Source organism: Roseiflexus castenholzii DSM 13941, from assembly GCF_000017805.1.
GTDB classification, from domain to species: domain Bacteria; phylum Chloroflexota; class Chloroflexia; order Chloroflexales; family Roseiflexaceae; genus Roseiflexus; species Roseiflexus castenholzii.
Genome location: NC_009767.1, coordinates 3,162,837 through 3,183,720 on the forward strand (window position 1 = coordinate 3,162,837; position 20,884 = coordinate 3,183,720).

Here is a 20,884-nt window from a genome sequence, read left to right on the forward strand (position 1 = left end):
GGTCATAATATTATTGAAGAACACCCATAATGACAGGTGCACCCCTGATGTTGCCTCGAAGCGCGTGAAAGTGGTGATATCCAATGAAGACTTTGACCGAAATCCGACGTCTGCTGGATGCTCATCGAGACACGTTGACGAGTCGTTTCGGAGTGCAGCGCATCGCTATTTTTGGTTCATATGCGCGTCAGGAACAGACGCCGTTGAGTGATGTGGATATTGCGGTAGAGCTGGAACGTCCATTGGGCTGGGAGATTGTGGATTTACACGACTACCTGGAAGAGATTCTGCATGCCAGAGTAGACCTGGTACCTATCGAGGCGCTCAAAAGAAAGCCTTATCTGTGGGCATTTATTGAAAAGGATTTCGTTCATGCCTGAACGCGATGTCCGTCTGTTCTTGCTCGACATGCTCGAGTCCATGATGGCCTCGACAAGGTCACATTTGTTGCCAATGACATGGCGCTCGATGCTGTAACACGTAACCTGGAGATCATCGGCGAAGCCGCACGCCAGATTCCCGAGCCTCTGCGTGAGCGATATCCGCTCATCCCCTGGCGCCGGGTGGTCGGTTTGCGAAATATCGTCATTCACCAGTATTTTGCTGTTGACCCGAACATCATCTGGACTATTGCGACACAGCAGTTGCCTGAGTTGAAGCCCCTCCTTCAAACAATGCTGCGCGATCTCGAGTAAGCCCCTGAAGGACGCTTTGTTGGATATGGAGACTCCGCCCGTGAACGAAGTACGTATCGCCATCGTTGGCATGGGTATTGGCAAGGCAAATGCGCGCGGCTTTCTGAACACACCGCGCGCGCGTATCGTGGCGCTCTGCGACATCGCCGAAGCGCGTATGCATCAATTGGCGGCGGAACTCAAACTGCCCGAACCGGTCGCGTTCTACACCGACTACCGCGAGATGTGTCGTGATCGCTCCATCGATGCGGTGTTCGTTGGTGTTCCCAACCAACTGCACGTTCCGGTGGCGCTTGAAGCCGTGCGCAACGATAAGCACGTGCTCGTCACCAAGCCGCTGGCGGACGCCGTCGCTCCGGCGCGCGATCTGGTCGCCGCTGCTGAGGCGGCTGGCGTCGTCAATATGATGTCGCTTTCGACCCGTTTTTCGCGCGAGACACAGATTGTCGGCGCGATGGCGGCAAGGGGCGAACTCGGCGAGGTGTACTACGCGCGCGCGCGCAGTGTGCGGCGTAGCGGCATTCCGCACTGGAGTCCGGGGTTCGTCCAGAAAGGCGGTGGCGCGTTCCGCGATATGGGGGTGCACGTGCTCGACGCCGCGTGGTGGATGATGGGCATGCCGCAACCGGTGAGCGCGGTTGCGGTCGCAGGGGCGAAGTTTGGTCCGCGCGGTATGGGGTACTTCGACTATACACCGCAACCGGAACTGGCGCGCCAGTACGCTGCTGATGATTACGCCGGCGGATTCATTCGCTTCGCCAACGGCGCAGGATTGCAGGTCGAAAGTTTTTGGGCTGCGCATCAACCGGACGACTTTCAGATAGAATTGTTTGGGACCGAAGCCGGAGTGCGCTGTTACAATCCGCTGACCGTTTATCGCACTATCGCCGGTGCACCGGTGGATAGCACTTACCACATTCCCAAAGATTGGGAAGGAGTGTGGACGGCGATTGCCGCGCATTTTGTCGAGTGCATTCTCGATGGCGCGCCATGTCAGGCGCCGCTGCGGCATGGGTTGATTGTGCAGGAAATGATGGAAGCGGTGCTGGAAAGCGCCGAAACCGGGCGCGAAATCCCTCTGTGATGGCGAGTCGTTCTTGTCGCATACGTCTCACCTTCATGATCGCTGCCAGCGCTCTGATGTGCATCATGGCCGTTGGAGCGCTACTGGCGCTTCGCCCTCCCACGATCCGGTCGTATGACGATCAGGTTGCATATGCGCTACGCGCCCGGCGCATCGGCTACCAGGAGATCCGGTTCGGTGAGATGTATCCTGATCGGGTCAATCGTCAATATGGCGAGTATGTTGGTCCGGTGACCATCGCGGTGTATGTTACACTGAGTGATGGGCGTGATGTTGCCGGTTGGGTCGAGTGCCGCCGGATTGCGGAGAACTGTACGCTCTCGCTGCTCGATCTCGACATGCGTCGGATTCCGCTTCCAGAGTTCAGCCGACAGCGCGCCTGGCCCTGGATGGAGTGGCTCGAACGCACGGTCGCCGATCTATGGAACTGATTCTCACCCATAGCAACACCGACTTCGACGCGCTGGCGTCGCAACTGGCGGCGACGCGCCTTTACCCCGGCGCGCTGGCTGTGCTCAACCCGCAACTGAACGAGAATGTGCGCGAGTTTGCTGCGTTACACCGCGAAGAACTGCCGTTTGTGCGCATGGGCGACCTGCCGCGTGAACCGGTCACGCGCCTGATCCTGGTGGACACTGCCACGGTTCCACGCCTCCCCTTGTTGGGTGACACGCCGATCCCGACGATTATCATCGATCATCATCGCCCCGAACGCGATCTTGCCCCGCACGAGGAGGTGATCTATGCCGACACCGGCGCCACCACAACCATCCTGGTTCAACGCTTGATGGAACATCACCTGCCGCTGACCTCGGTCGAGGCAACGCTGCTGCTGCTGGGCATTTATGAAGATACCGGAAATCTCTCGCTGCCCGGCACGCGCGCGGTTGATGTGGCATGCGCTGCGTGGCTGCTCGAATGCGGCGCGCGGATCGAGGCGGTTGGCGAGTTTCTTCGCCGTCCGCTTTCGTCGGTGCAGGAACAGGTGTTGCACCAGCTTGAACAGACCATGCGCCTGGAGGAGATCAGCGGCTGGACGGCGCTGTTTGCCTGGGCGCGCGTCGATGGACCGGTGCCGGAACTTTCGTCGCTGGCGCATCGCCTGCGCGACTTGTATGCGCCGGCGGTCATCGCGCTGGCGATTGCAACCGGCGATACCGGCACGCAACTGATTCTGCGCGCCGGCGCCGATACGTTCGATGCTGGCGCGCTCGCGGCGCGCTTCGGCGGCGGCGGGCATCGCTACGCCGCTGCTGCGTATGTGCGTGGTGTTGATGCGGAGACGCTGCTCGCCCGCACCGAAACCGCAGTGCGTGAGGTGATGCAACCGGCGCTGACCGCTGCCGATATTATGACCCGTCCGGTGCATACCGCGCCAATCGATGCAACTGTGGCGCAGGCGGAGGAGTTGTTGCTTCGCTACGGACATGGCGCGTTGCCGGTCGTCAATCACGATGGGGTGGTGCAGGGACTCATTTCGCGCCGTGATCTTGATCGGGCGCTGCGCCATGGGTTGCGCGACGCTCCGCTGGCGCGCTACCTCTGGCACGGTCCGACGCTCCTGCCGCCGGACGCATCGCTCGCCACGGTGCGTAGCGCGCTCGCCGCCGATAACGGTGATCGCACCGGTCGCTTGCTGGTTGTGGATGCGCACAAGCGCTTGCTGGGCATTATCACCCGCAGCGATCTGCTGCGCGCCTGGGCAGCCGGGCAGGACGCAGGCAAGATCGACCACGCCATTGTCAGCGAGACGCTTGAACGTTTTCTCGATCCTGCACTCCTGGCCATCCTGCGCCGCGCCGGCGCCATTGCACAGCAGCGTGGCGCGGCGCTCTACATCGTTGGCGGCGCAGTGCGCGACATGATCCTGGAACGGAAACCGGACGATCTCGATCTGGTGGTCGAAGGCGACGCGATTGGTCTGGCAGAAGCGCTAGCAACTGAACTTGGCGGCGCGGTGCGCAGCCATTCGGCATTTGGAACAGCAACGCTGACCCTCAAACGATTAGATGGAGAGCCGCTTACCCTCGACTTCGTCATGGCGCGCACGGAGTTCTATGAGCGTCCCTCCGCACTGCCCGATGTCGAAGCCGCATCGTTGCGCCACGACCTGCACCGCCGTGACTTTACCATCAATACGCTGGCGATCTGTCTCAATCCCACACGCTATGGCTGGCTCTACGACTTCTATGGCGGAAGGCGCGACATGAACCGCAAACTGATCCGCGTGCTGCACAATCTGAGCTTCATCGACGATCCCACGCGTATTCTGCGGGCAGCGCGTCTGGCCGCGCGATTGGGGTTCGTCATCGAGCCGCGCACCCGCGCTCTGATCGGCGACGCGCTCGAGCAGGGTGTGCTGGGGCGCGCCACACCGCAAAGGATCATGCATGAACTCCGGCTTATTCTCGCAGAGGAGCATCCTGAGCCAGCACTGGCGCTCCTCGACGATTTGGGCGTGTTGCGTGCGATGCATCCGGCTCTGCGGTGGAGTCCTGCTATCGCGGAATGGTTTGCGGCGGCGCGACAGGCTGCTTTCCCGGACGCCCCGTTACCCGATCTGTACCTGGCGCTGTTGCTCTACCCTCTGATCGGCGACGAACGCACTGCCTTCGCAGCACGCTATCGCCTGCCGGCAAGCGAAGCCCGCCTGCTGGCGGACCTGACACTGGTGCATGAACGTGTCGAGATGTTGCGTTCTGCGGCCGAAGGGTCTGATCAATGGATTGCGGACAGCGCAATAGATCGCGCGCTGCACGGAATTGGCATAGTTGCACTGCGCGCGGCGCAGATTGCCGAGCCTCCGCCTGTCCCTCAGTATATTGCACGCTACATCGACTATCTGCGCAGCGTCAAACTGGCAGTTGACGGAAAATTCCTCGAGTCGCTTGGCTTGCGCCCGGGACCTCGCTTCGGTGAACTGCTCGCTGCGCTTCGCGCTGCGCACCTCGACGGGATCGCCGTTACCCGTGAGGAGCAGGAAGCCTGGATCCGGCAGGCAGTTGTCGCCCAGAGCGCACCGGATGCCGGGCGCCGGTGAGTATAGAGCACAGATACGCACGGATTGCGATGGGTTCGTGCAGATGGGGCGGCCTATGGTTTGTGCAACACGTAGCGTATCGGGCGGGTCAACTTCACCGCCAGACCTTCCTGGACAGCGCGTTGCAGCCAGGCACGTGCCTGCTGCGGCTCGATGCCGCAGTGCTGCGCAATCTCGCGCTCGGTCTGTGCAACTCGCAGCGCCTGGACGAGATGGGGCCAGACAATCGGAAACAAATCGATGGCCGGTGCTGCGCCATTCGTATCGACAGGCATCAACGCCAGCGTTGCCTGATCGAGCGATGAAGTATCATGGACGCTGCGCTCGTTGCCAGCAGTCGTGTTCATCCCCTTGCCAGGCGACATTCTGGCGGAATGCTCATTGATCGCTTCGCTCTCTCGCAGTAGGGGTGTTGGAACCGATGCTCTGGATAGATCATTGAAGAGATGGTGCAGCGATGCATACTTCGACAACAACTCCTGACTCAGCGAGATAGCGCCCATCTCGCACAGGCGTTGATTGCCCGGTCCCGCTTTGTCGCTCGACCAGACAAAGAGCGGAACCCACTGCTTTTTCAGACATTCGATGGCGCCGTCCCATGTTCCGCCTTCGCCTAATGAAGCACTCACCACCAATCCATAATCGCTCAACGTATAGATGTACTTATTGCGCCCCATGGCGTTGCCAACAGAAAAACCCGCTTCGGGATCATATGCAGTGACCAGCGCCAGGTTGCCGTTCCGCAACGCCTGACGATACTTCCCGGATACTGCCGCTCTGAGCAGGCTATCCGCAAGCACGCCGACCGCAGCGCCATCTGCTGCAAGCGCTGCCTGCATCGCTTCGCTGTCCACCCCCCGCGCGGCGCCAGAGATGACCGGTATGCCCTGTATGGCGCACCTGCGGGCAATATCGCAGGTAAAGGCGATTGCATCTTCGGTAACGCGGCGTGATCCAACGATTGCCAGTCCGCCGTTTTGGAGCAGACGACGGTTGCCAGCGCCGTAGAGCAACGGTGGTGCAATGCGTTCCAAACGCGCCCGCAACCGCTGCGGATAGTCGGGATCGCTTCTGCTCATCACCCACAGACCTTTGTTGCTCCAGCCTTCGACTGTAAGCGCCAGCGCTCCACCGCGCGCCAGCAGCGCCAGCAGCCGTTCCTGGACTACCGGAGCGCCTGGCATCGATTGGATGCACGCAACCCCTTCCGGGTGCAACAGATCACCTGGACGCATCTGCTGCGCATGCAACCAGAGCGCCAGGGCATGATACTCCGCTGCACTCAGCGGTGCGACGCTCGACCCGCGTCTGCCGAATGTTCCGCAGAGCAACAGGATCGCCTGCGTATCAGGCGTCAGTTCGTGTTCGACCATGACACGCGCTCTCAATGTCCCTGCACCAGTGCGAGCGCCAGCGGAAAGACCGGTCCACTGCCGGCTTCGCGCAAAAGTGCAGCGACAACCGTAAACGTCCACCCGGAGTCGACCATGTCATCAACCAGCAGAACCGGGCCATCAATGCCGCTCCAGCGATCCACGACAAAAGCGCCCGCAATATTATGCGCCTGTTGAAAACCATTCTGCATGCGCTTTTGAGGTTCCGTCGGACGAACTTTGCGCACTGCCGCCACAAAGGGCAATCCCAGCCGCTGCGCCAGACGTTGCGCCATATCCGCAACCAGCGTCGGGTGCGTGAGCGATGGAACACAGGTAACCCACCCTGGCGCCGGTTCTGGAAGCCAGCGCTGACGCACCAACTCGACCAGAGCGTCAATAAGCGCATTATCGAAGCGTCCATCGATCTGCTTACCACGTTTCACCAACTCGCCCCAACCAGCATCGCCCCAGATACACAATGCCCGTCCTTCCTCGGCCATTAACGATGGTGATATTTTGCCACGCCATCCATAAACCTGCAATGCGTCGCCGGGCCACATACGACGCGGTTCGATACGCTGGTGATGACGTTGCAAAAAAGTAACCGCCCGACGCTCTAGCGCCTCAGGATAAGTCGGCGATACCAGCGGTTGACCGATACACACAGCGCACTGGCCACACGGCTGCAGATCGGGATCATCCAGTTCCCGTTTGAGAAAGACCATCAGACATTCGCTAGCATGAACATATTCGCGCATCCGTTCCTGCTCAGCGCGCCGCAGAGTGGTCAGGTCCTCGATCCTTTGTAGATCGATCGTGTAGTTGACAGGCGTTGCGAACCAGCGGTTGTCGATCTTGGTAACGGGGGACGGCGTTTCCACCGATAATATCTTAAGCGTTTTTTCGATCTGACTGCGTGAGAGGTTGACCCGACTTTCAATCTGCGCCATCGTCAAACCTTCGTCTGCCGACTCAAGCGTGTGCAACACCATCTCAATGTGGTCTCGTGGAGGAAATGCGGTCGTGATGAAGTATTCGGTGATATCCTGATCTTCCTTGCCGCTCAACAGAATGCCATATGCCTGATCGATAGCGCGCCCGGCGCGTCCAACCTGCTGGTAGTAGTGAATGACCGATCCCGGTCGCTGAAAATGAACCACAAACCCGAGATCTGGCTTATCGAACCCCATGCCAAGCGCCGTTGTTGCAACCAATACCTTGATACGACTCTCCAGCAGACGTTGCTCGAGATCCTCACGAGTCTGGCTATCGAGGTCTCCCCAGTAGGCATGCGCATCAATTCCGCACGATTGCAGCCAGGACGCCACACGCTGTGCATCACGAACGGTCAGTGTGTAAACAACGCCGCTCCCCGGCAGGTCGGGAATATGTGCTGCAAGCCACGCCAGTCGTTCCGCCTGACTGTCAAGCGCGATGTTTTGCAGACGCAGCGTGTTGCGCGCTAGAGGTCCGCGGACAATCCGCAAGTTCACGCCTAATTGCACCTGAATATCAGCAACGACACGGTTATTGGCAGTAGCAGTTGTTGCCAGGACAGGAATAGTAGGAGGAAGCATTTGGAGCACACGAGCGATCCGGCGGTAATCGGGACGAAAATCGTGGCCCCAATCCGAGATGCAATGCGCTTCGTCAACAACGAACAAGCTGATCGTGTCGGCAATCGGGCGCAGCGCCTCACTGCGGAACTCGTCGTTTGCCAAACGTTCGGGTGCAACGAGAAGCATATCGATACCGCCAGCGTGGAGGTGGGATAGCACGTTGGTCCATTCGTTCTTGTTGCTTGAATTGATCGTTGCAGCACGAACGCCAACACGCTCTGCTATAAGCAACTGGTTGCGCATGAGTGCAAGCAAGGGCGAGATGAGCAGTGTCGGTCCTGATCCACGTTCACGCAACAAGCGTGTCGCCAGGAAATAGACCAGACTCTTGCCCCAACCGGTGCGCTGCACGACGAGCAGACGCGCGCGACGTTCAACCAGATCGGCAATTGCTTCCCATTGACCGTCTCGAAAAGTTGCTGATGGATTGCGTAGCGCCTGCTTTAGAAGATGCTCGGCGTAGTGTCGCAGGGGCATAGATGTTGATAGAGTGAGAACCTCGTTCAGGGCGTGCACGCTTACCCTTATTTTTACCGTTTCAACTGACAAAGTGGTACGGCTACGCGGCTGGAACGTCGCCGAAGACGCCCACACCTGTATGGCGCAGAGAAGAAGCGGCAAGGATTGTGTGTTCGAGCATCACGCTGCGGAAGGCAAGCCACAGTCACTTCTTCAGCGCCGCATCCAGGCAGGCTTTGAGTTCTGCGGTATCGAACGGTTTGTACAGGAACCCACTCGGTTGGAGTTGCCCGAAGCGCGCCGCCAGTTCTTCACCGGCGTACCCGCTCATGAAGACAATCGGCGCATCAGGGCGGATGGCGCGCATTATCTGAAGCGCCTGCGCTCCATCCATTACCGGCATCGACACATCCAGCAACACACAGGCAATCGAGTCGGCATGGGCATTGAATAAGGCAACGCCATCCTCTCCGTCGGACGCCTGAAGGGTCTCGAACCCTAAACGCTCGACCATGCGCGCCGCCATCGAGCGTACCGACCGTTCATCATCGATCACCAGCACGATGCCCTGCGATTGACGAACTTCCGGTTGCGCGGCTTCGAGGCGGGGGAGGGATGGTGAAGACGATGGCGTTTCTGGAATTAGCGTCTCGACCGGGATGAAAACCCGAAACACACTCCCCTGTCTGGGAGCGCTCTCGACCTGAATCGCACCGCTGTGACTGCGCACAATGCCCAGCGTCGCCGCGAGGCCCAGCCCGCGCCTGCCCGGTTTCGTTGTGAAAAATGGATCGAACATGCGTTCCATCGTTTGCCGGTCGATGCCGCATCCGGTATCGCGCACGTCGATAATGGCGTAGCGTCCTTCTCGCATCTCTGTGCCAATGGCGGAGGAGGGGAGATTTGCTGCATCAAATGTGCGCTCGGCAGTGGTAATCACAATCTGCCCCGGCTGATCACCGATGGACTCGGCTGCGTTATTGACCAGTGCTACGATAATCTGACGCAACTGCACCCGCTCAAAGCAGACCTTCAACGACTCCTGTTCGCACTGATAGTCGATGGAGATAGCCGAGGGGATCACAGCGCGCAGGAGCGGGGTCATAGCATTGAGATCCGCGTTCACATCAATGGTTTCGCGCATTACCTGCCCGCGCCCGGTATACGCAAGCATCTGCCGGGTCAGTTCAGTCGCGCGTTGAACGTCCGACTCAACCTGCTCCAGACATGGGCGCGCCGGTGAATGGGGCGGGGTGTCGAGCAACGCTAGATTCGTGTTTCCCAGGATGCTCGCCAGCAGATTGTTAAAGTTGTGCGCGACGCCTCCTGCGAGTATCCCCAGGCTTTCGAGTCGTTGAACTTCGAGCATCTGACGCTCCAGCGCCAGGCGCTGCGCTTCCGCTTCGCGCTGCGCCGTCAGATCGAAGAAAATGACCAGAACCTCGTGTGGTTCTCCGGCGGCGTTGTGCAACAATGTTCCCCTGACCAGCATAGGAATAACCCGACCATCTTTTGCGACATAGCGTTTTTCAATCGCCGCCTCTCCATCGGGCGATGCCAGCAGTGCGGGGTGCAAACGAAGGTTCTGGTCGTCTGAATACGCAAAACGACTCATCATCTGCTGGTTGAGTTCATCGCGTTTGTACCCCAGCGCATCGCAGAGGCGCTGATTGAACCACTTCAAGCGACCCTGGACATCGGTCACTGCCATTGGCGCGGGGGCGCGCTCGAAGGTGCAGCGGAATCGCTCTTCGCTCTCCCGCAAGGCGCGCGCCATAGCGCGCTGACGATCCATCAACCGATAGATGCTTTCACAGAAAAGCACCGCAGCCAGGGCGGCTGCCAGTGCCGTCATTGCCGACTCGTTGAGATTCGGAACGACCAACGGCAATGTGATCGCCGTCACTGCCACGCCAATACCGACCAGAATCAGATACATCCGCCAGAGAGCCAGCGCAGCGCTCATGATGATGGGCCATATCAGCAGGTAGAGGAGATATTCGGAACCGCGTATCACAATCGTCAGCCCGCTGAGCAGAAGCGCCAGCCCACTATAAGAGGCAATGAACACTCCTGGACGATTCACGATAAGGTTTTGCACCATGCGTATACTGCCTTCGTGAGCAATGGCACAGTGATGGTTATCGTCGCAACACGATCTGCTCCATGCCATCGGCAGAATTATTTACGGATATTTTACTCCTGTTGTCGCTCGAGCGGTAGCGTTACGCCGTCTTCTCCGGGGACGTATTCGTGGAGGAAACAACCGTTATGCGGCGATCACACGCTTCTGGCGGAGCGAGAAGGCACACGCCATTGGCGGCGCATGCGTCGCACCAGATCACGAGGCGATCTTTGCCCTGCTGCTTGGCGCGCAGCAGCGCCCGATCGGCGGAACCAATGAGCGTTTCGACATCCGGCGCGTTGATGCGTTGACTCACTGCCGCGCCAAAACTGGCAGTGATGTGGATCGCGCCGCGTTCGGTTGCAATCGCTTCCAGCAGACGCGACCGCAAGCGTTCAACGACCCGGATAACGCCGCTGCAATCGGTTTCGGGCAGCAACACAATGATTTCTTCGCCGCCATAGCGCGCAAGCAGATCGATCGAGCGCAGCTCACGACGAAAAGTGTTGCTGACTGCCTGCAACACCTGATCGCCGATGGGATGACCGTAATGATCATTGATCTGTTTGAAGTTATCGAGGTCGGCGATCAGAATTGCCAGTGTGTGGCGATGACGCCGCGCACGCTCGAACTCACGCGCTGCTGCGCTGAAGAAGTAGCGCCGGTTGTAGATGCCCATCAAAGGATCGGTGATTGCCAGATGCTGCACTTCGGCAAACAATCGCGCATTCTTGATGGCAATCGTCGCTTGCTGCGCGAACATGCTGAGCAGGCGAATATCATCATTGGTAAACACGCGCGCAAGACTGACATCACCCACGCTCAATGTTCCAATCAATTCGTCACCCGCCAGCAGCGGCGCCGCCAGCACATTCGATGATGGCATCGAACGAAACACCGGCGACTGTCCCTCCCAGTGTTCGTAGTTGTACACCACCAGCGGCTGGCGCGTTAGCGCCACTTTGCCGATCAAACCTTCGCCGAGAGCCAGGCGCTTGTTTGCGTAATTGTGATCCATGCCGGTGCTGTAGTGGATGCGCAAATTGCGTTGCTCTGGATCATACAGGGCAATCATGCCGTGTGTTGCGCGCAATAGCGCAATCATCCGTGTGACGATGGTTTGCAACACTGCGTCGAGGTCCAGGTTGCCAATCATATCGGTCATGATGTCGTAGAGCGCGTCGAGTTGCTGCACGCGCCGCCATAGTTGTTCATAGAGTCGAGCGCGCTCGATGGCAACATTAATGTGCCCGGTCAGCTCGGTTATCAGACGCAGGTCGTCTTCGGTCAGCACGACGCCATCAACGCTCTCGATATTGAGTGCGCCGATGACGCGCTCCTGATCGCACAGCGGGACGCAGATTTCGGACGTGATATTATCCATCACACCGATGAAATTGGGGTCACTGCGCACATCGGTGATCAACGTCGGTCGTCCGCTGAGGATTGTGCGGCTAATCACGCCCTTATCGAGCGGAATACGATTAATGGGCGAAGGATAGCCCACCTGATGCTGGAGGATCAAGTTGTCGCCATCACGGAGATAGATGCAAACCAGCGTATACCCGAAGGTTGCATTGATCGATTCGACAACGACGCGAAACAGCGCCGGAAGATCGATTTCGCGCGCGATGGCTTCGCGCACCTGACCGATCAGGTGCAATTCCTGCGCCTGACGCCTCGTAATGGCATAGAGACGCCGCAGTTGTTGCTCGTTCTCGCGCAGTTCGGCTTCGATCCGGCGTCGTTCCGCCAGTTCGTTCTGCACGATGGTGTAGAGACGCGCATTGCCAATCGCAATCGCTGCCAGATCGGCAAAACGCAGCAGCATATCCACAAGCGCGTCGGCAACCGGACGATCCGACTCGAAGTACGAGATGCCCAATACTCCGATGACGGTCGATCCCGACCGAAGTGGCACGGCAACGATGGTTCCTATGCTCGAAGAGTCCAGAAAGGGAACGCGCCCTTCCCAGGTGCGGTAATCCCGGACGATCATTGGTTTGCCGGTTTGCCAGACTCTGCCGCCGATGCCGTCACCGATATCGATCGGTTCACGACAATGTTCGGCATACCAGCCGACTCCGATCTTCATCTCCATCTGCGTTCCATCAGGCGATAGGAGATCGATGTACCCGTCGCTTGTGCCTGCCAGCCGCGTCGCGTGCAGCACGATTGCCTCAAGAACGTCATTCAGATCGAGATGCCTCATGATTGTCAATGCCGTCTCATGAAGCGCCGTGAAGCAATCGGGAGCAGCGGAAAAGAGAGGGGAACGACTTTCGTCCTGTGCGTGCTGCAAGGCGCGTTCGAGATCGCTGATGCGAGCCTTGAGCGCCTCATTCTCTGCACGGAGCGATTCAATATCCATGGTTGGACTCGCGACGTCATGGTCCGGTGTTGGGAATGCCCGCAATGCTTCGCCAAAAACTCATCAATGTACTTGATACTTATGATGCATTGTAGCAAAAGATTATCACGAATTTATTACCACACGCTTCCTGAGAATGAAGGTTCATTACATTTCGTTCATCGTTCTGGACCTGACCATGGCTATGGTATACTGCCGCAGTGCGACGTTGGGACTGTAAACGGAGTAATGCGCGTGTTGGCTTCGACTCAATCCTCGCGGCAATGGCTTTTCAAGTCGGCATCGATGTTGAGCAATCTGGCATATGCCGCTGTTGTCGGACTACTGGGAGCGCTGGCTGCTTTCTCTCCGGCGCCAGGTGTGCGGAATGTCGCCGTTGATGAATCAGTGGTCTTCGACAATTTTTGGGGCGTTGAGCGGAACGACACCGCAGTCTGGCGCTGGAGTAAAGATCAGAGCACCATCCACTTCACTGCATATCGAGAGTATAGCGGCGTCCTTCTCTCGATGCTGCTCACAGCGCCGCAATACCCTGGCGCGCCAGAGATTGCCATCACATTCGCAACCGATACTGCTCTCCCCTTCACGCTTGGCATCGCACCACAGTGGCGCGTGTATCATATCTTGCTTGCACCCAACGGGTGGAGCTGGATGCACCCCGGATTACAATTGAGGGGTGTGGCACCGTATAGCGGCACCCCTGACAGACGAGCATTAGGTGTGGCAGTCGGCGGAGTGCGAATACGACCGGCAGGTGAGCGTTTGTTGTTGCCTGCGGCATTGCGTTGTGCCACGATTGTGGTGATTGCTCTGCTGACGCGTGTGTGGCTGCGTCTCTGGGCGCCCTTTTGGGTGTCGCAAGTTGCTTCCCTCAGCATTGCCCTTCTTCCTGTTGCAGGCTGGCGCCTGGCGCCAGGAATGATGCCCGTGCAACCGCCAGGTGTCTGGGAACTGACCTTAACCGTCGGCGCCGGTTTCGCTGCATTGTGGCTTGTCAAATCCTACATCATTGGCGATCACGTCGCCGAGTATCGGAAACGCGCGTTTGACTGGCTTTTTGGTTCGTTGGGTTGCCTGCTGATCCTGTCCAGCCTGTTTTCGCTTCGGTGGCGTCTCGGGTTTGATGCTGCCAATATGATCTATTCGGGGTGGTTGATCGAACATCACGGACTAGTACCGTATCTCAATATTGTTGTACAGAACATGCCTGGCACCTATTTGTTCAGCGCCGCAATTGTCCGATTGTTCGGGTTCGGCGATCTGGGATTGCGATTTGCTGATCAGATGCTGTTGCTCGCTCTTCTGGCAAGCGTGGTCGTGGCTCTTCGCCCATTTGGGGCGCGTGTCGGATGGGCAGCAGCGATCACGTTCGGACTTTGCTATCTGCACAATGGCTCATATATGGCGCTTCAGCGCGAGTTCGTTCTCCTGGTCCCCATCGGTCTGGCGCTGGTTATTGTCCGCATCCGGCATCCTGTCATATCGAAGCGCTTCTTCCTTGCGCTTACCGTTGTTGGCGTGTTGTTTGGTCTGGCTGCAACAGTCAAACCGCATGCCATTATCGGCTTACCCATTGTTGCCGGGTGGTATGTCTGGATGCACTTTTCGCCGGATGTGCAGGCCAACAACCGTCTCATGGTTGTTCTCAAAGCAAGCACCGCCGTCATCGTCGGCGCATTATTGCCACTTGTGGCAGTCGCCGGTTATCTCTGGCAAGCGGGTGCCTGGTCCTATTTTCTGGATATTGCCATTAATTATTGGCCCCTTTACAACCGCCTCGATCGGGTTCATCAGACGATCGACGCTATCAACTACCCGCTGTATGTATGGAACAACTGGCGGGAATTGGGCGGGCATCACATCTGGCTTATCACGGCACTTATCGGCGCTGCGTCCTTCCGCGACCGAACGCTTGATCGTGACCAGCGGATGTTTGTACAGATGCTGATCGCACTGGCAATTGTGTACAGCATCTATCCGATACCTGCCGGCAAGTTCTGGTCATACCACTGGCTGCCTATGCTGTTCTTCCTCGTTTTGCTGATGGCGCTCTCTTTCCGTCTTCTTGAACAGCCAGGACGCCCTCATCTGTTCGCTCTCCTGATCGTCGGCACTGTCATCGTCGCTGCGGCCCGCCCTGCTCCAGAACTTCATCTTTTTGGAGGTCCACCGACCAATCGCAAGTTCCAGCGCACCGACCGGATCGCCGCATTTTTGCGTGAACGGATCAGACCGGGGGACCCGGTGCAGACTCTCGATTGGACTGGCGGTGCAAACTATGCTGCGCTGATTGCTCAGACTGTACCTGCCACGTCCTTTGTGGAAGATTTTTATTTTTACCACCATATTTCTCATCCAACGACTCAACGCCTTCGGCAGCGATTCCTTGATGAGTTTGACAGGAACCCCCCAAGATTCGTCATACAGATCACTGCCGAGGACAAGCCCTGGGTCAGCGGACTCGATACGACCAGAGCGTTCCCGGAACTCGATCAGCGTCTCGCAACGGCATATCAACCGGTCCTGTTTGGCGACGGGTTCATTATCTATGAACGGCGTACCTGATCACCTATGACGATTCTCTACTTCATACCACGTTACGATCCGGCACTGATGGGCAATCGCATTCACGCCGAGGTAATCGATGCCTGGCGTGACCATGGGATCGATGCCGAGGTGATCACGCTCGCCGCAGGCATTGCTCGCCTGAGCAGCGAGGTCCAGGAAGGCATCGTCGTTCATCGGCTGCCGGTCAGTTCCGCTATGGCGCTGAAGGGTCTCAACCGCGCGCTGGCGTTTCCAACCGGATACCCCTATCTGGCGGGCGCACTTGTCCACTACCGGCGCTTCATTGCAACGCGCCGCTACGATCTCGTGCATGTCGAGACGGCATTTCCGCTTGGTCTGGTCGCTGCACTGACACTGCGCTCGATCCATCCGCCGCTCGCCGTGACGCTGCCCGGCGCCGACATTATGAGCGTGCCGGAGTTCGATTATGGGTACGCCCGATTTCTTGCGGTGCGTGTGCTGCTTCCTTTTGTGTTTCGACGCAGCGCTACGCTGCGCGCCGATTCGCCGCAGATCCGCTCGCTGGCAGTGCGATTGGGCGCGCCACCCGCGAAAGTGGTCGCTATTCCCTACAATATTACTGCTGACAGTTATCCCCCTGCTGGCGTCGAGATCGAAACACTTCGCCGGCAGAGCAGAAACGACATCTGCGCACGCTACAACCTCGATCCCTCCCGTCCAATTATTGTCAGCCTGAACCGCCTGCATCCGTTCAAGGGGATTGAATATCTGGTGGAGTCCGTTCCTCATATCCGCGCTGGCGGCATCGATCCACAGGTGCTGATTGTGGGTCCGAATCGCAGCACGCAACGGTTTGGCGACTATGGCGCATACCTGCGTCGTCGTGCAGAGGATCTGGGAGTCGCATCGGCGGTGATCTTCACCGGCGGTATTCCGCACGATCAGGCGATGGCGCATCTGGCTGCCGCCGATGTTGTTGTTGTCCCGTCGGTCTCCGAGTCGTTCAGCCGGGTAGTGGTCGAGGCGGCGGCGGTCGGCACGCCGCCGATTGTCACATCGACAACCGGCGTCAGTGAGTACGTCGCTGCGTCCGAATGCGGGATCGTTGTGCCGCCACGCAGCGGGGAAGCGATCGGCGCGGCATTGGTGCGCCTGCTGCGCGATCGATCGCTGTGGGAAACGTATGCGCGTCGGGGACCCACAATGGCGGCGGCGTTCAATTCGCGCACGATCGCCGAACAACTGTTGTGCCTCTATGCGCCATTCCTGTCGGGCAAAGGAGAGACGGCGCCTGCCGGCTAATGCCATGCGCATCTGTTATGTCGCCTACCCCAACAGTCTGCGGCTGCGTTCTGCCAATGCAGTGCAGACCCACGCCACCCTGCGGGCGCTGAAGACGCTGGCGCCGGATACGCTCGCAATCGTACCGCGAGTCGAAACCGGTCCCAGCGCATTCGACGGGCTGGCGCTCCACCTGCCGCGGATTGGAATCGGGCGCCTGTCGCGGCTCTATCGCTCGACTCTCTGGTACTACGCCGAGCGCAGCGCCTACGCCTGGCTCGTGCTGGCGACGCTGCTCTGGCTGCGCCTGGCGCGTCGCCGGTGTTTTGATGTCATTTATGTGCGTGAAGTCATCTGCGCGTTGTGGTTGTCGCTACTTGCGCCACGTCTGACCGGCGCGCGCGTGGTGTACGAGGTGCACGACCTGGAGAGCCGCAACCCGTCGCGCGCGAAAGAGCGTTGGGTGCAGCCGCTGCTCCACCTGATCGACCGCCTGACGTTGATGCGACCGGCGGCATTGACCTCACTCACCGGTGCGTTCCGTGATCTGCTGGCATGGCTTGGGGTGCGCAGTCGGTGCGAGGTTGCCGTCTTGCCCGATGCCTATGATGAAACGATCTACACGCCGCAGGATCGCGATGCTGCTCGACGCGCACTCGGGCTGCCGGATGAACCGATCATCGTCTATGCCGGGTTGACCTTCGCCTATCGCGGGGTTGATCTGCTGCTCGATGCCCTGGCGGATGTTCCCGGCGCGCGATTGATCCTGGTCGGCGGGCGCGACCGGGAGCGCGCCGCGCTTATCGCGCAGGCGCAGCGTTCCGGCATCGGCGAACGGGTGATGTTTGCGGGGGTGCAGCCGCAGGATCGGATACCGCTCTACCTGGCAGCCGCCGATGTACTGGTCATTCCCGATACCGTCACCGATGTGACGGCTTCACCGCTGAAGTTGTTCGAGTACATGGCAATGGAACGCGCCGTCGTGTGCCCCGACCTCCTGGCGCTGCGTGAGATCACCGGCGGTGATGGCGCACTCCATTTCCCTCGCGGTGATCGCGCGGCGCTGGCAGTCGCACTGCGCATGTTGCTCGATGATCCTGCAAAACGGCAGGCGCTGGCGAAATGCGGGCGAGAACGAGTAGCGCCGTACACCTACACGCAACGCGCCGCGCGCCTTCTCGCTGTATGCGAACGAGTGGCGCAGCAACGCAACGGGGTGTGCGTTGCGGATGTGTGAGTGTGTGCTTTAAAATCAACCGGGTGGACGAAGGCACTGCCTTCGTCCACCCTTGAATGTTTTCATGAAAACCGCTTCGGGGCTGCCAGTCAATGACGCGCTCATCGATCAGCGTTCCGTCTGCGGCATACATTTCCAGGCGCGAACGCGAGTCGTCAATAGAAAGGAGCAGCCACAGGCGTCCATCGGGCGTCCAATCCCACGCATAGCGCCAGGAGTCGAGGGTACGGATCGGGCGCAGACCACTGCCATCTGTGGCAACCAGCGTGAGCGTTCGGATGCACTCCTCAACCTGACAAACACCGCGCACATTGATGAAGGCGATCATGCGTCCATCGGGCGATCCGCGCATGCCGGCGATAGTTGTGTCCGGGTTGGCGACGATCGTCTGAGGCATTCCGCCGGTCGTTCCTATCCGATAGATACCTGCGCTGTCGCCGGAGTACTGGATGTACGCCAGTAGATCGGGCGCCAGGAAAACCGGGTTCGTGATCCATCCTTCCGCCAGCAGGCGTTCATTGCTTCCAAAGGCGAAGACCGTCACCCCTTGCTCTTTCCGCTGTACGTGATAGAAGAGCAAAGGCGCTTGCGCCGGGTTACCGCCAGAGACAGGCGTTGCCGATGGCGGCGCAACCATCTCTGGCGTGTGCGTAACCTTTGGCGGAGTAGCGGCGACTATCAACGGCGATGGAGTGACCCCAGACGAAATCTCAACCGGAAGAGCGGGCGGTCGTGTCACCGGCTCCGAGAGACTGCACGCGGTCAGCAGCATCAGCGCAATGATTGCGTGCAGTCATTTTGAACACATTCGACGCATCGTCACCTCTTGATGCAAAGCGAAGAATACCTTCGCCGCTTCCTATTGTACATTAGGGCGCAACAGCGCCTTTCGACCCAACACCTTTCAAATAAGCGCACACAAAGGCGCAAAGATGCCAGACCTGAACTCTGTTGATAATGGTTTGTCTTCCTTACTTGAGAGGTACAGCCTTTAGGACTCATGGAAGGTTATATAAAAGATCACGTGTGCCCATATCCTGCTTAGCACACGTGACTTCTTCCATGGGGTTTCTGGTTCTTATAGGAAGATCAACTGGACATCAGACAATCGTGTGATCGGCGTTGGCTTCAACAGGCTCAGCCACCGTGGGCTTCGACAGGCTCAGCCAACGCCGACCGCTTCACTGGTGCAAGCGTGGTTGTTCGGATGGAGATTGCTCGTCCTATTAATTCCTGGCTCTCAGTTCCTCGGTTCTCGGTTCTCGGTTCTCCTAACCCCTGACCCTCACCCCCCAACCTCGCCTCTCAGCGCCATAGCGCACCGGCGGGGCATTGCGCAGCACATTCCGGCGTCGTGCCGGACGTGGCGCACGGATCGGCTCGCGTGGCGCGCGACGTTCCGCCGGCATGCGCTCGTGCTGGGGCGTCGGCAGTTCCAATGTCTCGCGGGCATACCCCAACAATCCCATAATCTGCCCCACGTTCTGTGGCGCGATCTCGCGCACGACCAGCGCATCCTCGTCTCGCTCGATGATGATCCGCCGCATTTCCGGCGTCAGGCAGTGGTGTGCCCCGCCGCGACCGGCGATCATCTGCTGGTACGCGCCAACGCCGAAAAACGCAATCTTCTGACCAGGGTACGGTTCGGGCAACAGCAGCGGCGGCGCCCCCGGTCGTGGAAAGAAGTCGTCGCTGTCGCACGTCAACCGGCCCGCAAGCCGCACCGGACGCACCGGTTGGTCCCATCCGTCGAGCGGCAGGATGATGAACTCTTGCCCCGGCACGATCAGGCTGTCGGGCAATGCAACCATCAGGCTGCCATTGAGCAATACCCAATCCGGCGCAGCGCCCTGACCGCACTTGACCCGACCGACTTCCATAATGAACACATTGTGCGATGCGACGGTATAGCGACCAAATTCACCAACCAGTGTCGGCTGTGGAATATGATGGGTGTCGCACACTGCCGCCAGCATCGTCATCAGGCGATCGAGGAAGCCAGCATAGTCGAAACGAAAATCGAGCGAATAGGCGGACGTCGGCATACCGCCGCCAAAGTTGAACAGCCAGAGCGATGGCGCGCGCTGCCGCAGGCGGGCATACGCCTCTGCCGAGCGCGCCAGACGCTCATTCCACCGCTCAGGGTCCTCGATCTGACTCCCGACCATTGCGTGATACATCACCAGACGATGCGGCGTGTGATGCAACCGCTCGACGACGCGCGCAATCTCATCTGGCGTCAACCCAAACCGCTCGCCGCCAGGATGGTTGACATCGACATCGGCAGGGGTGTGGCGCTCGCGAACGCCGAGGAGCAATGGCTCACGGCACATAGCCAGCAACGTCTCGAGTTCATCGAGATCGTCGATCACCGGCACGACGCGCGCGAACCCTGCGTGGCGCAATGTGACGATTGCAGCGATGTAAGCATGATCCTTCGAGCCGTTGCAGAAAATGAAGCGATCCGACGGCAGGACCCCCTGCTGCCAGAGATAATGCGCAATGGCAACATCTGCTGCCGCTGAGGTCTCATAATGTGCGCCCGAACTGATGGCAGTGCGCACGACTTCTTCGGCAAAATTGGCCTTCGTTGCATATGCGTAGATGAAGTCGCCGGCATACCCGCTGCGGGCACGCGCCGCTTCCGCCCACTCGCGCATGCGCTCGATCTGCACTGTGATCTGCGGGCAATAGACGACTTCGAGCGGTGCGCCGTAGCGCGCCGCCATCGCATTGAGATCGATTTGATCCGCCAGCAGCAGGCGATCGCCACGGCGGCTGATAAAATCGTTGATCGGTCCTTCGGGTCCGACGCCATAACGGTTGGTGAACGCGGTGACGTAGGTCTGCCCATTCAATTGGAGTGAACCTCCTTCATCTGCACGAAGCTGGCATATCGCCGGCGAAACGAGTCCAGAAGAGGCGACCGGACCCGCCTGGCAGACTGATGGGCATAAGAAACCCCCGCACTCAGGCAGTGCGGGGGCGCATATCCGAGAGGTTCGTCAAAGGGGACGATCCAGAACGGCGAGCGCCGCACCGCACGCCAGAGCGCGCATCTGCTCCAG

Annotated in this window: 13 protein-coding genes and 1 pseudogene; 9 read left to right on the forward strand and 5 right to left on the reverse strand. The window is 59.0% G+C overall.

Features of this window, described 5'->3' with window-relative positions:
• Positions 1-83 precede the first annotated feature (83 nt).
• The 5 genes and pseudogenes from RCAS_RS12695 to RCAS_RS12715 all read left to right on the forward strand — a co-directional run bounded on the left by RCAS_RS12695 (position 84) and on the right by RCAS_RS12715 (position 4,819).
• A complete protein-coding gene (locus RCAS_RS12695) occupies positions 84-380 on the forward strand; it encodes a nucleotidyltransferase family protein (protein WP_012120966.1) in 297 nt (98 codons plus the stop codon).
• A gap of 45 nt (positions 381-425) precedes the next feature.
• A pseudogene (locus RCAS_RS12700) lies at positions 426-695 on the forward strand (HepT-like ribonuclease domain-containing protein); the annotation flags it as partial.
• A 40-nt stretch (positions 696-735) separates the two neighbouring features.
• Positions 736-1,779, forward strand: a complete 1,044-nt coding sequence (locus RCAS_RS12705) for a Gfo/Idh/MocA family protein (RefSeq protein ID WP_012120968.1) — start codon at positions 736-738, stop codon at positions 1,777-1,779.
• Positions 1,780-1,844: 65 nt separating this feature from the next.
• Positions 1,845-2,210 carry a hypothetical protein gene (locus tag RCAS_RS12710; RefSeq protein ID WP_232280009.1) on the forward strand — a complete coding sequence of 122 codons (366 nt, stop codon included), beginning with the start codon at positions 1,845-1,847 and terminating at the stop codon, positions 2,208-2,210.
• Positions 2,201-4,819, forward strand: coding sequence for a CBS domain-containing protein (locus tag RCAS_RS12715; protein ID WP_012120970.1), 2,619 nt, complete (start codon positions 2,201-2,203; stop codon positions 4,817-4,819). Before RCAS_RS12710 ends, RCAS_RS12715 begins: the two co-directional genes overlap by 10 nt.
• Before the next feature lie 53 nt (positions 4,820-4,872).
• On the opposite strand, the gene RCAS_RS12720 is transcribed toward RCAS_RS12715, so the two are convergent.
• From RCAS_RS12720 to RCAS_RS12735, 4 genes are all read right to left on the reverse strand, one after another.
• Positions 4,873-6,192: a DNA-processing protein DprA gene (locus RCAS_RS12720; RefSeq protein ID WP_012120971.1), complete on the reverse strand. Its 1,320-nt coding sequence runs from the start codon at positions 6,190-6,192 to the stop codon at positions 4,873-4,875.
• A gap of 11 nt (positions 6,193-6,203) precedes the next feature.
• Positions 6,204-8,291, reverse strand: coding sequence for a RecQ family ATP-dependent DNA helicase (locus RCAS_RS12725; RefSeq protein ID WP_041330738.1), 2,088 nt, complete (start codon positions 8,289-8,291; stop codon positions 6,204-6,206).
• Between the two features lie 187 nt (positions 8,292-8,478).
• Complete coding sequence (locus RCAS_RS12730) at positions 8,479-10,377, reverse strand: hybrid sensor histidine kinase/response regulator (protein WP_041330740.1); 1,899 nt, start codon at positions 10,375-10,377, stop codon at positions 8,479-8,481.
• 121 nt (positions 10,378-10,498) lie between these two features.
• Positions 10,499-12,769 carry a sensor domain-containing diguanylate cyclase gene (locus RCAS_RS12735; RefSeq protein ID WP_012120974.1) on the reverse strand — a complete coding sequence of 757 codons (2,271 nt, stop codon included), beginning with the start codon at positions 12,767-12,769 and terminating at the stop codon, positions 10,499-10,501.
• A gap of 234 nt (positions 12,770-13,003) precedes the next feature.
• On the opposite strand from RCAS_RS12735, the gene RCAS_RS12740 reads away from it, so the two are divergent.
• From RCAS_RS12740 to RCAS_RS12755, 4 genes are all read left to right on the forward strand, one after another.
• Positions 13,004-15,334 carry a hypothetical protein gene (locus RCAS_RS12740; RefSeq protein WP_012120975.1) on the forward strand — a complete coding sequence of 777 codons (2,331 nt, stop codon included), beginning with the start codon at positions 13,004-13,006 and terminating at the stop codon, positions 15,332-15,334.
• A gap of 6 nt (positions 15,335-15,340) precedes the next feature.
• Positions 15,341-16,600: a glycosyltransferase family 4 protein gene (locus RCAS_RS12745; protein ID WP_012120976.1), complete on the forward strand. Its 1,260-nt coding sequence runs from the start codon at positions 15,341-15,343 to the stop codon at positions 16,598-16,600.
• A gap of 4 nt (positions 16,601-16,604) precedes the next feature.
• Complete coding sequence (locus RCAS_RS12750; protein ID WP_012120977.1) at positions 16,605-17,816, forward strand: glycosyltransferase; 1,212 nt, start codon at positions 16,605-16,607, stop codon at positions 17,814-17,816.
• Between the two features lie 64 nt (positions 17,817-17,880).
• On the forward strand, positions 17,881-18,279 hold the full coding sequence (locus RCAS_RS12755; protein WP_041330744.1) for a hypothetical protein: 399 nt from the start codon (positions 17,881-17,883) through the stop codon (positions 18,277-18,279).
• A gap of 808 nt (positions 18,280-19,087) precedes the next feature.
• Here RCAS_RS12755 and RCAS_RS12760 read toward each other — a convergent pair.
• Positions 19,088-20,674, reverse strand: a complete 1,587-nt coding sequence (locus tag RCAS_RS12760; RefSeq protein ID WP_012120978.1) for an alanine racemase — start codon at positions 20,672-20,674, stop codon at positions 19,088-19,090.
• Positions 20,675-20,884: the final 210 nt, after the last annotated feature.

What these genes read in the sequence shown, in the direction of transcription:
- RCAS_RS12720 (WP_012120971.1), bottom strand. Translation starts at nt 6,192, where the DNA reads ATGGTCGAACACGAACTGACGCCTGATACGCAGGCGATCCTGTTGCTC.
- RCAS_RS12715 (WP_012120970.1), top strand. Translation starts at nt 2,201, where the DNA reads ATGGAACTGATTCTCACCCATAGCAACACCGACTTCGACGCGCTGGCG.
- RCAS_RS12755 (WP_041330744.1), top strand. Translation starts at nt 17,881, where the DNA reads ATGAAAACCGCTTCGGGGCTGCCAGTCAATGACGCGCTCATCGATCAG.
- RCAS_RS12750 (WP_012120977.1), top strand. Translation starts at nt 16,605, where the DNA reads ATGCGCATCTGTTATGTCGCCTACCCCAACAGTCTGCGGCTGCGTTCT.
- RCAS_RS12745 (WP_012120976.1), top strand. Translation starts at nt 15,341, where the DNA reads ATGACGATTCTCTACTTCATACCACGTTACGATCCGGCACTGATGGGC.
- RCAS_RS12730 (WP_041330740.1), bottom strand. Translation starts at nt 10,377, where the DNA reads ATGGTGCAAAACCTTATCGTGAATCGTCCAGGAGTGTTCATTGCCTCT.
- RCAS_RS12725 (WP_041330738.1), bottom strand. Translation starts at nt 8,291, where the DNA reads ATGCCCCTGCGACACTACGCCGAGCATCTTCTAAAGCAGGCGCTACGC.
- RCAS_RS12695 (WP_012120966.1), top strand. Translation starts at nt 84, where the DNA reads ATGAAGACTTTGACCGAAATCCGACGTCTGCTGGATGCTCATCGAGAC.
- RCAS_RS12735 (WP_012120974.1), bottom strand. Translation starts at nt 12,769, where the DNA reads ATGGATATTGAATCGCTCCGTGCAGAGAATGAGGCGCTCAAGGCTCGC.
- RCAS_RS12710 (WP_232280009.1), top strand. Translation starts at nt 1,845, where the DNA reads ATGGCCGTTGGAGCGCTACTGGCGCTTCGCCCTCCCACGATCCGGTCG.